The organism is Burkholderia sp. AU30280 (assembly GCF_020420125.1).
GTDB lineage: Bacteria > Pseudomonadota > Gammaproteobacteria > Burkholderiales > Burkholderiaceae > Burkholderia.
Window position 1 is genome coordinate 537883 of sequence record NZ_JAIZRY010000001.1, and the last position, 13135, is coordinate 551017.

The window sequence follows — 13135 nt, forward strand, 5'->3', positions numbered from 1 at the left end:
GTAGAAAATGCCGCCTCGCGCCGCCTGACGGGGCCGTCCGGGCACCGACCTTTCACTCCGCGACTGAAACAATCGGCATTTGAATGTTTGTCGCCAGATAAATGACGCGCGTTTTTTTGCCGATTTCTTTTCCCTAGAATCGGTTTCGATTCGATATTTCATTTAATGGCATGCATTACGTTCACGTTTACGCATCGGATGTGCGGCACGCCCCGGCTCACGCCGCGCGTCGCGAAGGAGCGGCGCGATGACGGGCATCTCGCGACCCGCGGAACTCACCCCGCCGCAGCACGGCCGCATCGTGCAGCTCGACGGGCTGCGTGCGATCGCGGTCGGCGCCGTGTTCCTGCAGCACGCGCTGAAGGCGCCGCTGTGGATGGGTGTCGACCTGTTCTTCGTATTGAGCGGCCTGCTGATCACCGGCATCCTGCTCGATCGCAAGGCGCGCGGGCAGTCGTACTTCAGCCACTTCTACGCGCGCCGCGTGCGCCGCATCTTGCCGCCGTACGCGCTGCTGCTGCTGGTGTCGACGATCCTGTTCGGCGCGAGCTGGCTGCCGCACTGGCCGTGGTTCGCATTCTTCTCGACCAACATCGGGCTGTCGCTCGGCAGCATCGGCCATGACAGCCTGAACGTGCTGTGGTCGCTCGCGGTCGAGGAGCAGTTCTATATCTTCTGGCCGTTCGTCGTGCTGTGGTGCTCGGAGCGCGCGCTGCTGTGGGTCGCCGCCGCGCTGATCGTCGCGGCCCCCGTGCTGCGCGCGATCGCGACGCCGTGGTTCGACTCGTTCTGGCCGATCTACTACCTGACGCCGTTCCGGATGGACCTGCTCGCCGCAGGCGCGCTGCTCGCGATCGTGCTGCGCCGCGACCGGCGCGCGCTGGAGCCGTTCTATCCGCTCGCGATCGCCAGCGCGCTCGTGTCGCTCGCGATCCTCGGCTGGCTGCACCTGTCGTTCCCGCGCTTTCGCGCCGCGAACACACCGCTGTCGAATGCGGCGCTCTACAGCATCTCGCTGCTGCTGTGCACGTCGATCGTCGTGATCGCGCTGCGCGGCCGCGGCATCGTGCAGCGCGTGCTGACGAACCCGATGCTCGTCTACGTGGGCACCGTCAGCTACACCGTGTACCTGATCCACCTCAGCGTGCTGTACGCGCTGTGGCCGCTGCATCTGAACCGTTTCGTCACGGCCGCGCTGGCGCTCGCGATCACGCTCGCATACGCGACCTTGAGCTGGTACGGCTTCGAACGGCGCCTGACGCGCGGCCCCGCCCGCCGCGCGCTGCCGGCCGCCGCCGGCACGACCGCCTGAACTTCATCATCCATCGCTTCTACCAGGACAACGTCATGAGCCAAACTCGCAAGAAGGCCATCATTACCGGGATCTCGGGGCAAGACGGCGCCTACCTGACCAAGCTGCTGCTCGACAAGGGCTATGAGGTCACCGGCACCTACCGCCGCACCAGCTCGGTGAATTTCTGGCGCATCGCCGAGCTCGGCGTCGACACGCACCCGAACCTCACGCTCGTCGAGCACGACCTGACCGACGCCGGCTCGAGCCTGCGCCTGCTCGAACGCACGCAGCCCGACGAGTTGTACAACCTCGCCGCGCAGAGCTTCGTCGGCGTGTCGTTCGACCAGCCGGCGACGACCGCCGAAGTGACGGGCCTGGGTCCGCTGAACCTGCTCGAGGCGATCCGCGTCGTGAGCCCGAATACGCGCTTCTACCAGGCATCGACCTCCGAGATGTTCGGCAAGGTGCAGTCGATTCCACAGACGGAAGCGACCTCGTTCTATCCGCGCAGCCCGTACGGCGTCGCGAAGCTGTACGCGCACTGGATGACGGTGAACTACCGCGAGTCGTACGGCCTGTTCGGCAGCAGCGGCATCCTGTTCAACCACGAATCGCCGCTGCGCGGCCGCGAGTTCGTCACGCGCAAGATCACCGACACCATCGCGAAGATCAAGCTCGGCAAGGCGACCCGCCTCGAGCTCGGCAACCTCGACGCGAAGCGCGACTGGGGCTTCGCGCTCGAGTACGTCGAAGGCATGTGGCGCATGCTGCAGGCCGACGAGCCCGACACCTACGTGCTCGCCACCAACCGCACCGAGACCGTGCGCGATTTCGTGCGGATGGCGTTCGCCGCGGCCGGCTACCAGATCGAATGGACCGGCAAGGGTGAGCAGGAACGCGGCGTCGACGCGTCGAACGGCAACGTGCTCGTGGACGTGAATCCGAAGTTCTATCGTCCCGCGGAAGTTGATCTGCTGATCGGCTGCGCGGACAAGGCCAAAGCCAAGCTGGGCTGGGAACCGAAGACGACGCTCGAACAACTTTGCCAGATGATGGTCGAAGCGGATTTGACGCGGAACCAACACCATGACACGTTCTGAAGCCGGACGCCCGTCGCGCCGTGCATTCGTCACGGGCCTGACGGGCTTCACGGGCCGCTACATGGCCGAACGCCTGCAGGCGGCCGGCTACGAGGTCTGGGGCACGGTCGCGCCTGGCACGGCACGGCCCGACGATCCGGCCTTCGCGTCCTGCACGCTGCTGCCCGTCGACCTGCTCGACGCGGACGCGTTGCGCGCGGCGGCCGCCGACGCCCGGCCCGACGCGGTCGTGCATCTCGCCGCCCGCGCGCATGTCGCGCAGGACGAGCCGTCGCAGACCTACGCGGTCAACATCGTCGGCACGCGCAACCTGCTGGCCGCGCTCGCGGGACTCGACCGCCGCCCGTCGGCCGTGCTGCTCGCCAGCAGCGCGAACATCTACGGCAATTCGACGGCCGGCGTGCTCGACGAAACCGTCGCCCCTGCCCCGGCGAACGACTACGCGGTCAGCAAGCTCGCGATGGAATACGCGGCGAAGCTGTGGGCGGACCGGCTGCCGATCGTGATCGCGCGGCCGTTCAACTACACGGGTGTCGGCCAGAGCGACGCGTACCTGCTGCCGAAGCTCGTCGCACACTACGCGCGCAACGCACCGCGCATCTCGCTGGGCAATCTCGACGTGAGCCGCGATTTCTCCGACGTGCGCGACGTGACGGCCGCGTACCTGAAGCTGGTCGAAGCCGCGCCGGCCGGCGAGACGTTCAACGTCTGCTCGGAGCGCGCGTATTCGCTGAAGGAAGTGCTGGCGATGCTGTCGCGCATCGCCGGTTACGTAATCGACGTGACGGTCGATCCGCGTTTCGTGCGGCACAACGAGGTGAAGCGCCTGAGCGGGTCGCGCGAGAAGCTGCGGCGCGCGGTGGGCGAGCTGCCCGTCACGCCGCTCGACGAAACGCTGCGATGGATGGTCGAAGCGATGCGCGACACGCCGCACGGGCACGCCGGCTGATTCCGGCAACGCACGCGCCTCGCCACGCTGAAAAGACAACGGGCCGCTCTATCGAGCGGCCCGTTGTCATGTCGTCCCGGAAAGCGGTCGCCGCGCTCAGCCTTCGAGGCCGCGCGCGAGATCCTTGCGCAGGTCGCCCGCATCCTCCAGGCCGACCGACAACCGGATCAGCCCTTCGCTGATCCCCGCTGCCGCGCGCGCTTCCGGTGTGATGCGAGCGTGCGTGGTCGTCGCGGGATGGGTAATGGTCGACCGCGTGTCGCCGAGGTTGCCGGTGATCGAGATCAGCTTCGTGTTGTCGATCACGCGCCACGCATTCGCGCGCTGCTGTTCGGGCGTGTCGCCCTTCAGCTCGAACGACAGGATCGACCCGCCCGCCTTCTGCTGACGCTTCGCGAGTTCGTGTTGCGGGTGCGATTCGAGGCCCGGATGAAACACGCGTGCGACGGCCGGATGCGAATCGAGCCAGCGTGCAATCTCCAGCGCGTTCGCCGACTGCTTCTCGACGCGCAGCGACAGCGTCTCCATCCCCTTCAGCAGCACCCACGCGTTGAACGCCGACAGCGTCGGGCCCGCGCTACGCACGAACGGGAACACCTTGCCCATGATGAATTCCTTCGAGCCGACCAGCGCGCCGCCGAGCACGCGGCCCTGACCGTCGAGGAATTTCGTCGCCGAGTGCATCACGACATCCGCGCCGAGTTTCAGCGGCTGCTGCAGCACCGGGCTGCAGAAACAGTTGTCGACGACGAACAGCGCGTTCGATGCCTTCGCGATCTTGCCGATCGCCTCGATGTCGGCGAGTTCGGTCAGCGGGTTCGACGGCGTCTCGAGGAAAAACATCTTCGTTTCCGGCCGCACGGCTTCCTTCCATGCGTTCAGGTCGGTCGGGTCAACGAAGGTCGTCGTGATGCCGAACTTGCTGAAGATCTGCGAGAACATCCCGAGCGTCGAGCCGAACAGGCTGCGCGAGCTGACGAGGTGGTCGCCGGCCTGCAGCGCGGCCATCACGACCGACATGATCGCGGCCATCCCCGACGCCGTCGCGATGCAGGCCTCGCCGCCCTCGAGCGCCGCGAGACGCTCCTGGAACATGGTGACCGTCGGGTTCGTGAAGCGCGAATAGGTGAAGTAGTCTTCCGAATTCGCGAAGCGCTCGGCCGCGTCGGCCGCGCTCTGGAAGCAGAAGCTCGACGTGAGGAACAGCGCTTCCGAGTGCTCGTTGAAGTCACTGCGCAGCGTGCCCGCGCGCACGGCGAGCGTGTCGAAGTTGAGGGAGTCGTCCATGTTCCGTTTTCCGTATTCGATGGCCGCGCGGGTGGCGCGAACCCAGTCAAGACCAGGCCAAAACAAAAAGCCCGCTATGCGTCGGCATCAGCGGGCTTCGGTGCGGTACGACAGCGATCGACTCGGGCCGGTTGCCACCGGCCTTCGCTTTAGCTGTTTTGGGAAGTCGCCCCGCGTCCGCAAGCTGAATCAAATCGACGCAAGGCGACATCCTATCACGCTTCGTCAAAAGCGTGCGCCGGTGTCACTCGACCGACAGCTGCAGGTTCATCTGCGAGCGTTGGGTGTCGCCGGCCGTGTCGCGATCGGCCTGCGACGCCGGCGTGAGGCGCGCGCGCTCGATCGCATCGAGATACTCGGGCGTCACGTCGCCGGTGATGTAGTTGCCGTCGAAGCACGACGCCTCGAAGCCTTCGAGCTTCGGGTTGATGTCGCGCACCGCGCGGCGCAGGTCGTCGACGTCCTGGTAGATCAGGTGGTCGGCGCCGATGATCTTCGCGACGTCTTCGTCGGTACGGCCGTGGGCGACCAGCTCGCCGCGCGTCGGCATGTCGATGCCGTATACGTTCGGGAACTTCACGGGCGGCGCAGCCGACGCGAAGATCACCGACTTCGCGCCCGCATCGCGCGCCATCTGCACGATTTCATGCGAGGTCGTGCCGCGCACGATCGAATCGTCGACGATCAGCACGTGCTTGTCCTTGAACTCGATGCTCATCGCATTCAGCTTCTGGCGCACCGACTTCTTGCGCACGGCCTGACCCGGCATGATGAAGGTACGGCCGACGTAGCGGTTCTTGAAGAAGCCTTCGCGGTACTCGACGCCGAGCTTCGCGGCAACCTGCATCGCAGCCGGGCGCGACGAATCGGGAATCGGCATCACGACGTCGATCGGCACGTTCGGCAGCTCGCGCTTGATCTTCTCGGCGAGATAGTCACCCATGCGCAGGCGCACGTTGTAGACCGGCACGCCGTCGAGGCACGAATCCGGGCGCGCGAGGTACACGTATTCGAACATGCACGGATTCAGCGTCGGCTGCTCGGCACACTGCTGGCTGTGGAAGTTGCCGGCCGGGTCGATGAAGATCGCCTCGCCCGGCTGCACGTCGCGCACGAATTCGAAACCGATGCCTTCGACCGCGACCGACTCCGACGCGACCATCCACTCGGTGCCGTGCTCGGTTTCGAGCTTGCCGATGCAGAGCGGGCGGATGCCGAACGGATCGCGGAACGCGAGCAGGCCGTAGCCGGCGATCAGCGACACGATCGCGTACGAGCCCTGCAGGCGGCGATGCACGCCCGAGACGGCCTTGAACACCGAGGCGGGATCGAGCTCGAGGCCCGTGGTCGACAGTTGCAGCTCGTGCGCGAACACGTTGAGCAGCACTTCGCTGTCGGAATTGGTGTTGATGTGCCGGCGGTCGATCCGGAACATCTCGTCCTTCAGTTGCTGCCAGTTCGTCAGGTTGCCGTTGTGCGCGAGGATGATCCCGAACGGCGCATTCACGTAGAACGGCTGCGCCTCGGCTTCGCTCGACGCCGAACCGGCCGTCGGGTAGCGCACCTGGCCGATGCCGTAGGTGCCGGGCAGGCTGCGCATGTTGCGCGTGCGGAACACGTCGCGCACCATGCCGTTCGCCTTGTACATGTGGAAATTGCTGCCGTCCGCCGTCGCGATGCCCGCTGCGTCCTGACCGCGATGCTGCAGCAGCAGCAGGCTGTCATAGATCAGCTGATTGACGGGGGATTGGGAGATAACGCCTACGATGCCGCACATGGCATGTCCTTCAGAATGACAAAATCGGTTCCGTCCTGCCCGGCCGCGTCGTCACACGCGTACGTACTGGGCCATGCCGTCGGGCAGGAGCTGCTTCAGCTCGTGCACGCCCTGTTCGGCGAAAGGACGCAATAGCGCATTGCGCCAGAAATCCTGTTTGGGCAGTTCGGTCAGCCCGGCCGCCGCGACCAGCAGCACCACCAGCACGCAGCCGCGGACGAGCCCGAACATCATGCCCAGCGAGCGGTCGACGCCGCCCAGGCCACTCGCCTGCGCGATCCGCGACAGCAGCGCGTTCGCGACGCCGGCGACCAGCACCACGCCGATCACGAGCAACGCGAAGGCGATCACCCACTGCGTCAGCGCGCCGCCCGGCCAGTTCGCCGGAATGTACGGCACGACCAGCCCGACGTAGCGACCGGCGATCACGATCGCCGCGATCCAGCCGATCAGCCCGAAAATCTCGGACACGAAGCCGCGCCACGCACCGCGTAGCGCCGACAACACGATCACCGCCAATACAGCGTAGTCGAAAGCCGTCAACATCGTGCGTTATTGCGTCAGCCCGGCTTCGCGCACCTTCGCGATCGCGGCGGAAGCCGCCGCGCGATCCGCGAACGGGCCCGCACGCAGCAGTGTAGCCGTGCTGCCGTCTGCCTGCTTGCGATGCTCGACATATGCGGGCACGCCCGCCGATTTCAACTTGGTGGCCCACGAACGGGCCGTCGCGTCGTCCTTGAACGAACCGAGCTGCACCGCGAAACGCGCGCCGGCCGGCGACGACGGCGACGAAGCGTCGCTGCTGTCCGGGCTGGCGGCGTCGGTATTCGCGACGGCTGCGGGCGCGGGTGCAGGCTTCGGCGCAGCCGGCTTCGCCGCGGGGGCAGCCGGTTTCGGCGCAGGCTTCGGCGGCGTCACGTTCGCCGTGGTCGTGGTATCGGGTTTCGCGGCCGGCTTGTCGGCATCCGTCGGCGCAGCCGCAACGGCCACATCGGATGCCGGCGGTTCGTCGTGCGCGACGCCCGCCTGTACGTCGGACGCGTCATCGTCGCGCGGCGCGACCGCCTGGTGCGCGGGACGATTCGGGATGTCGATGGCGATGTCGTCCGTGACCGGCTTCGGGTGCGAATCGAGCACCATCGGCAGCACGATCACGGCCGCGACGACGAGCGCGATCGCGCCGACGAGGCGACGGCGCGCGCGTTGCTTTTCTGGAAGGGTCGGATCGAGGAGCAGTGCGTCCGATTCCGGACGCTCGGTGCGGCGCGAGCGGCGCTCGACGCGTTCGGTGCGCTCCGTGCGCACGTTCCGGGAGGCCCCGGTGCGACCGCCGCGCCGCGGGGGCGCGTCGTCGTCTTTTTTGCCGAACGAGAAAATTCCCATGAATGGCTGAGTCCGAAACTGCCCGTCAGTCAGTGTTGCTGCGATTTACGGTAGGCCAGCACGCCGGCAACCGTATGGAAACTGCCGAAAACCACGATTCTATCATTTTCGGATGCTCTTTTTAGTGCATCGCGAAACGCTTCGGCGGGCGATGTGTAACGCGTGACGCTCGAATCGGGCCCTTCCTCCACGCCGGCCTTGCGCAGCGCGGCTTCGAGCTGCTCCGAGGACGCCGCGCGCGGCAGCGGCAGGTCGGTCACGCACCAGTGGTCGATCTCGCCCTTCAGGTGCTGCAGCACGCCGTCGATGTCCTTGTCGTGCATCGCGCCGAACACCGCGTACGTGTACGGGAAGAAACCCATGTTGCCGAGGTTCTGCTCGAGCACGGCCGCCGCATGCGGGTTGTGCGCGACGTCCAGCACGATCGCCGGCTTGCCGGGCAGCACCTGGAAGCGCCCCGGCAGTTCGACGTTCGCGAGGCCGAGGCGGATGTCCTGCGCCGACACCGGCAGCACCGGGCGCAGCGCTTCGAGCGCGGCGAGCGCGGCCGATGCATTGATCAGCTGATTCGCCCCGCGCAGCGCCGGATACGCCAGCGCCGGATAGCGCTTCTCGCGACCGAGGTAGCTCCACTGCTGGCGCTCCGCGCCTGCCTGCGCCTCGTAGCGGAAATCGCGGCCGACCAGCCACAGGTCGGCGCCGATCGCTTCGGCGTGGTCGATCAGCGTTTGCGGCGCGGCCGGATCGCCGCAGATCGCCGGCTTGCCGGCACGGAAGATCCCGGCCTTCTCGAAGGCGATCTTCTCGCGCGTGTCGCCGAGATATTCGGTGTGGTCGATGTCGATGCTCGTGACGATCGCGCAATCGGTATCGATGATATTGACCGCATCGAGCCGGCCGCCGAGGCCGACTTCGAGGATCACGGCGTCGAGCCCGCGCGATGCGAACAGGTGCAGGATCGCGAGCGTCGTGAATTCGAAGTACGTGAGCGACACGGGCTCGGGCAAGGACGTGCGCGCCGCTTCGACGGCCTCGAAGTGCGGCAGCAGCTCGTCATCGGTGACGTTCTGCCCGTTCACGCGCGCGCGCTCGTTGAATTCGAGCAGGTGCGGCGACGTGTGGCAACCGACCTTGTAGCCCGCGCGCACGAGGATCGTCTCGAGGAACGCGCAGGTCGAGCCCTTGCCGTTCGTGCCGCCGACGGTGATGACGGGACACGCGAATTCGAGCTGCAGCGCCGCCTTGACCTGCCCGATGCGGGTCAGGCCCATGTCGATGCCGACCGGGTGCGCGCGCTCGAGATGCGAAAGCCACGCGTCGAGAGTGGGAAAAGTGCTCATCGGTTCAAATCTGGATCGGGACCGCCACTACGCCAAAAAAACGAAGCGCGCCGCCTGACGCTGAAGCCAGGCGACGCGCAGAGTTCACAACCTCGCGCCGGTCAAGCCAGCGCGTCAGCCGGCTGTCGCTGCAGCAGCGCGAGCAGCTGCGCGATCTCGTCGCGCATCTTGCGGCGGTCGACGATCATGTCGATCGCGCCCGTCTTCAGCAGGAATTCGGCGCGCTGGAAGCCTTCCGGCAGCTTCTCGCGGACCGTCTGCTCGATCACGCGCGGGCCGGCGAAGCCGATCAGCGCCTTCGGTTCGGCGATCACGACGTCGCCGAGGAAGGCAAAGCTCGCCGACACGCCACCCATCGTCGGGTCGGTCAGCACCGAGATGAACGGCAGCTTCGCTTCGGCCAGCTTGGTCAGCATCGCGGTGGTTTTCGCCATCTGCATCAGCGACAGCAGGCTTTCCTGCATCCGCGCACCGCCCGAAGCGGTGAAGCAGATGAACGGCACCTGCTGTTCCAGCGCGTTCTGCGCGCCGCGTGCGAAGCGCTCGCCGACCACCGAGCCCATCGAGCCGCCCATGAACGAGAACTCGAAGCAGGCCGCGACCACCGGCAGCGTGTGGATCGCACCGCCCATCACGACCATCGCGTCGGTTTCGCCCGTGTCGTCCATCGCTTCCTTCAGACGATCGGGGTACTTGCGGCTGTCCTTGAACTTCAGCGAATCGACCGGCACGATTTCCTGGCCGATTTCATAGCGGCCTTCCGGATCGAGCAGCCCGTCGAGGCGCTCACGCGCACCGATGCGCATGTGGTGATCGCACTTCGGGCACACGTGCAGGTTCGCGTCCACGTCGTTGCGGTACAGCACGGCCTCGCAGGACGGGCACTTGACCCACAGGCCTTCCGGAATGCCCTTGCGGCTTTTCGGGTCGGTCTGCTTGATCTTCGGCGGCAACAGTTTGTCGAGCCAGCTCATCGTATGGTTTCCTGTTCCGTAGCGGGGCGGGCCGCATGACCCGTTCCCGCTTCCTGTGTTGTGTTTATCGCGCCGTCTTGCCCGCGCCGTCCAGGGCCGCGCGCAACTCGGCGATGAAAGTCTTCAGCGCGGCGGCGGCACCCTCCGGCGCGGCGCTTTCGAGCAGCTGCACGAGGCGGCTGCCGATCACGACGGCGTCCGACACTTCGGCCACCGCGCGCGCCGTTTCGGCGTCGCGGATGCCGAAGCCGACGCCTACCGGAACCGGCACGCGCGACTTGATGGCCGGGATTTTACCCGCAATGCTCGAAACATCCAGATTTCCCGCACCGGTCACGCCCTTGAGCGACACGTAATACACGTAGCCGCTCGCGATCTTGCCGACGTCGGCGATGCGTTCGTCGGTCGACGTGGGCGCGAGCAGGAAGATCGGATCGATCTGCGCGGCACGCATTTTCTCGGCGAACACGCCCGCCTCTTCCGGCGGATAGTCGACGACGAGCACGCCGTCGACCCCGGCCGCCTGTGCTTCGGCCGCGAACGCGTCGACGCCCATCCGCTCGATCGGGTTCGCATAGCCCATCAGCACGACGGGGGTTTTGGGGTCGGTTTCGCGAAAGCGCTTCACGTCGGCGAGCACGCTCTTGAGCGTGACGCCGCGCGCGAGTGCGCGTTCCGACGAGCGCTGGATCACGGGGCCGTCGGCCATCGGATCCGAAAACGGCACGCCGAGTTCGATCACGTCCGCGCCGCCTTCGGCGAGCGCGTGCATGAATTCGACGGTTTTGGCCGGATCGGGGTCGCCGGCCGTGATGAACGGGATCAGGCCCTTACGGCCTTGTTCGGCGAGCGCGGCGAAGGTCTGCTGAATACGGGACATGGCAATTTTCCTGGATGCGTTGCGTTCGGCGATGCGGCGGCGCGATTCACGCGCACGCCGGCGCAGCGAGCGCGTTCACACGCTCGTGCGCGATCGCACAATAGCTTTCGTTGATCTCGTAGCCGACGAAGTCGCGCCCCTGCCGTGCGCAGGCCACCGCGGTCGTGCCGCTGCCCATGAACGGATCGAGCACGCGGCCGCCCGGCGGGCAGCTTGCGAGCACCATCCGCTCGATGATTTCCAGCGGCTTCTGGGTCGGATGATCGACGCGCTCCGCGTGCTGCCGGTGCAGGCGCGAGACCGACCAGACGTCCTTCGGGTTGTAGCCCATCTCCAGCCACTTGCTGCCTTCGAACAGCTTGCGCGAGCGGGCCTTCTTCGTGTCGGCGTCGTACGGGATGCGGACCGGATCGAGATCGAAGTAATACGCCTTGGACACCGCGAAAAAGCCGATGTTGTCGTGCACCGACGTGAACCGGCGCGTCGTGCCGCCCATGCTCGGCACGCGCCGGTCCCAGATGATCTCGTTGACCATCGTGAGCTGCGTCTTCAGGAAACTGAAGATTTCCGGCGCGTACTGCCACGTGCAGAAGATGTACATCGACCCGCTCGGATTCAGCTTCGGAATCGCGAGTTCGAGCCACTCGCGCGTCCACGCGAGGAAGTCGTCGCCCGAACGCTTGTCCGAGTCGTTGCCGTAGTCCTTGCCGAGCCCGTACGGCGGATCGGCGACGATCAGGTCGATCGACGCGTCCGGCAGATGCGCGGCATGGGTCAGGAAATCGCGGTTATGCAATTCGATACCGGACGGCAGCGCGCGCGGCACGGCAGCGGCGGGCTGAACCGCCCCCGCCTCGCTCGCGGCACCGCCGCCCGGTTCTTCGATCAGGTCACGCATCGGTCGGGGTCAGAGCTCGATGCCCGATCGCTCGGCGACCGTGTGCATGTCCTTGTCGCCACGGCCCGACAGGTTGACGAGCAGGATCTTGTCCTTCGGCAACGTCGGCGCGAGCTTCACGCCATATGCGATCGCGTGGCTCGACTCGAGCGCGGGAATGATCCCCTCGATCCGGCAGCAGTCGTGGAACGCCTTCAGCGCTTCCTCGTCGGTGATGCCGACGTACTGCGCACGGCCGCTGTCCTTCAGCCACGCGTGCTCGGGGCCGACGCCCGGATAGTCGAGGCCCGCCGACACCGAATGCGTCTCGATGATCTGGCCGTTGTCGTCCTGCAGCAGGTAAGTGCGATTGCCGTGCAGCACGCCCGGGCTGCCGGCGATCAGCGACGCCGCGTGATGCCCCGTGTCGATGCCGTCGCCGGCGGCTTCGACGCCGATCAGCTGCACCGATTTGTCGTCGATGTACGGATAGAAGATGCCCATCGCGTTCGAACCGCCGCCCACGCAGGCGATCACCGCGTCAGGCTGCCGGCCTGCGAGTTCGGGCATCTGCACCTTGCACTCGTCGCCGATCACGCGCTGGAAGTCGCGCACCATCATCGGGTACGGGTGCGGGCCCGCGACCGTGCCGATGATGTAGAACGTGTTCTCGATGTTCGTGACCCAGTCGCGCATCGCTTCATTCAGCGCGTCCTTCAGCGTGCGCGAACCCGATTCGACCGGAACGACGGTCGCGCCGAGCAGCTTCATCCGGTAGACGTTCGCGGCCTGGCGGCGCACGTCTTCCGAACCCATGTAGACGACGCACTCCATCCCGAAGCGGGCGCAGATCGTCGCGGTCGCGACGCCGTGCTGGCCGGCGCCCGTCTCGGCAATCACGCGCTTCTTGCCCATGCGCTTCGCGAGCAGCGCCTGGCCGATCACGTTGTTGATCTTGTGCGCGCCCGTGTGGTTCAGGTCTTCGCGCTTCAGGTAGATCTGCGCGCCGCCGAGCGTCTCGCTCCAGCGCTGCGCGTGATAGATCGGCGACGGGCGGCCGACGAAATGCTTCAGCTCGCGCTCGAATTCGGCGACGAAATCGGGATCGTTCTGGAATTTTTCATACGCCGCGCGCAGTTCGTCCAGCGCATGAATCAGCGTCTCGGCGACAAACGTGCCGCCATACGGGCCGAAGTGGCCACGATCATCAGGAAGGTTGTACATGGTGTCTCTCTCGATCGGTCGGCGCGCCCCGCTTTCGGAGCCGCACCGGC

Annotated in this window: 12 protein-coding genes; 3 read left to right on the plus strand and 9 right to left on the minus strand. The window is 66.3% G+C overall.

Annotated elements, in window-relative coordinates:
* Nucleotides 1–247 precede the first annotated feature (247 nt).
* Genes LGN17_RS02395 through LGN17_RS02405 form a run of 3 tightly spaced genes read left to right on the plus strand, consistent with a single transcriptional unit; the run spans nt 248 to nt 3343 of the window.
* The gene (locus LGN17_RS02395; protein WP_226195011.1) at nt 248–1312 is read left to right on the plus strand and encodes an acyltransferase family protein; all 1065 of its coding nucleotides are present in this window, start codon (nt 248–250) and stop codon (nt 1310–1312) included.
* 35 nt (nt 1313–1347) lie between these two features.
* A complete protein-coding gene (gene gmd, locus LGN17_RS02400) occupies nt 1348–2394 on the plus strand; it encodes a GDP-mannose 4,6-dehydratase (RefSeq protein WP_226195012.1) in 1047 nt (348 codons plus the stop codon).
* Nucleotides 2381–3343, plus strand: a complete 963-nt coding sequence (locus tag LGN17_RS02405; protein ID WP_226195013.1) for an NAD-dependent epimerase/dehydratase family protein — start codon at nt 2381–2383, stop codon at nt 3341–3343. The genes gmd and LGN17_RS02405 overlap by 14 nt, the downstream gene beginning before the upstream one ends.
* A gap of 96 nt (nt 3344–3439) precedes the next feature.
* Here LGN17_RS02405 and LGN17_RS02410 read toward each other — a convergent pair whose 3' ends face one another.
* The 9 genes from LGN17_RS02410 to trpB form a co-directional block, all read right to left on the minus strand.
* Nucleotides 3440–4630 carry an O-succinylhomoserine sulfhydrylase gene (locus LGN17_RS02410; protein ID WP_039358331.1) on the minus strand — a complete coding sequence of 397 codons (1191 nt, stop codon included), beginning with the start codon at nt 4628–4630 and terminating at the stop codon, nt 3440–3442.
* Between the two features lie 244 nt (nt 4631–4874).
* Nucleotides 4875–6407 (minus strand): amidophosphoribosyltransferase, encoded by a 1533-nt coding sequence (gene purF / locus LGN17_RS02415; protein ID WP_175955180.1) that lies wholly within the window; start codon nt 6405–6407, stop codon nt 4875–4877.
* 51 nt (nt 6408–6458) lie between these two features.
* Entirely contained in the window at nt 6459–6953 is a 495-nt protein-coding gene (locus LGN17_RS02420) for a CvpA family protein (RefSeq protein ID WP_027782633.1), read from the minus strand.
* Nucleotides 6954–6959: 6 nt separating this feature from the next.
* Nucleotides 6960–7790, minus strand: coding sequence for an SPOR domain-containing protein (locus tag LGN17_RS02425; RefSeq protein ID WP_226195014.1), 831 nt, complete (start codon nt 7788–7790; stop codon nt 6960–6962).
* 29 nt (nt 7791–7819) lie between these two features.
* Nucleotides 7820–9130, minus strand: coding sequence for a bifunctional tetrahydrofolate synthase/dihydrofolate synthase (gene folC, locus LGN17_RS02430; RefSeq protein WP_226195015.1), 1311 nt, complete (start codon nt 9128–9130; stop codon nt 7820–7822).
* Nucleotides 9131–9231: 101 nt separating this feature from the next.
* The gene (accD, locus tag LGN17_RS02435) at nt 9232–10104 is read right to left on the minus strand and encodes an acetyl-CoA carboxylase, carboxyltransferase subunit beta (RefSeq protein WP_175967873.1); all 873 of its coding nucleotides are present in this window, start codon (nt 10102–10104) and stop codon (nt 9232–9234) included.
* Between the two features lie 64 nt (nt 10105–10168).
* Nucleotides 10169–10984 (minus strand): tryptophan synthase subunit alpha, encoded by an 816-nt coding sequence (trpA, locus tag LGN17_RS02440; RefSeq protein WP_027791147.1) that lies wholly within the window; start codon nt 10982–10984, stop codon nt 10169–10171.
* 46 nt (nt 10985–11030) lie between these two features.
* Nucleotides 11031–11882 carry a DNA-methyltransferase gene (locus LGN17_RS02445; protein ID WP_226195016.1) on the minus strand — a complete coding sequence of 284 codons (852 nt, stop codon included), beginning with the start codon at nt 11880–11882 and terminating at the stop codon, nt 11031–11033.
* A gap of 9 nt (nt 11883–11891) precedes the next feature.
* On the minus strand, nt 11892–13085 hold the full coding sequence (trpB, locus tag LGN17_RS02450; RefSeq protein ID WP_226195017.1) for a tryptophan synthase subunit beta: 1194 nt from the start codon (nt 13083–13085) through the stop codon (nt 11892–11894).
* Nucleotides 13086–13135: the final 50 nt, after the last annotated feature.

Excerpts from the sequence above, each read along its gene's own strand:
- trpB (WP_226195017.1), bottom strand. The coding sequence starts at position 13,085 with ATGTACAACCTTCCTGATGATCGTGGCCACTTCGGCCCGTATGGCGGC.
- accD (WP_175967873.1), bottom strand. The coding sequence starts at position 10,104 with ATGAGCTGGCTCGACAAACTGTTGCCGCCGAAGATCAAGCAGACCGAC.
- trpA (WP_027791147.1), bottom strand. The coding sequence starts at position 10,984 with ATGTCCCGTATTCAGCAGACCTTCGCCGCGCTCGCCGAACAAGGCCGT.
- folC (WP_226195015.1), bottom strand. The coding sequence starts at position 9,130 with ATGAGCACTTTTCCCACTCTCGACGCGTGGCTTTCGCATCTCGAGCGC.
- LGN17_RS02405 (WP_226195013.1), top strand. The coding sequence starts at position 2,381 with ATGACACGTTCTGAAGCCGGACGCCCGTCGCGCCGTGCATTCGTCACG.
- LGN17_RS02425 (WP_226195014.1), bottom strand. The coding sequence starts at position 7,790 with ATGGGAATTTTCTCGTTCGGCAAAAAAGACGACGACGCGCCCCCGCGG.
- LGN17_RS02410 (WP_039358331.1), bottom strand. The coding sequence starts at position 4,630 with ATGGACGACTCCCTCAACTTCGACACGCTCGCCGTGCGCGCGGGCACG.
- LGN17_RS02395 (WP_226195011.1), top strand. The coding sequence starts at position 248 with ATGACGGGCATCTCGCGACCCGCGGAACTCACCCCGCCGCAGCACGGC.
- gmd (WP_226195012.1), top strand. The coding sequence starts at position 1,348 with ATGAGCCAAACTCGCAAGAAGGCCATCATTACCGGGATCTCGGGGCAA.
- purF (WP_175955180.1), bottom strand. The coding sequence starts at position 6,407 with ATGTGCGGCATCGTAGGCGTTATCTCCCAATCCCCCGTCAATCAGCTG.
- LGN17_RS02445 (WP_226195016.1), bottom strand. The coding sequence starts at position 11,882 with ATGCGTGACCTGATCGAAGAACCGGGCGGCGGTGCCGCGAGCGAGGCG.
- LGN17_RS02420 (WP_027782633.1), bottom strand. The coding sequence starts at position 6,953 with ATGTTGACGGCTTTCGACTACGCTGTATTGGCGGTGATCGTGTTGTCG.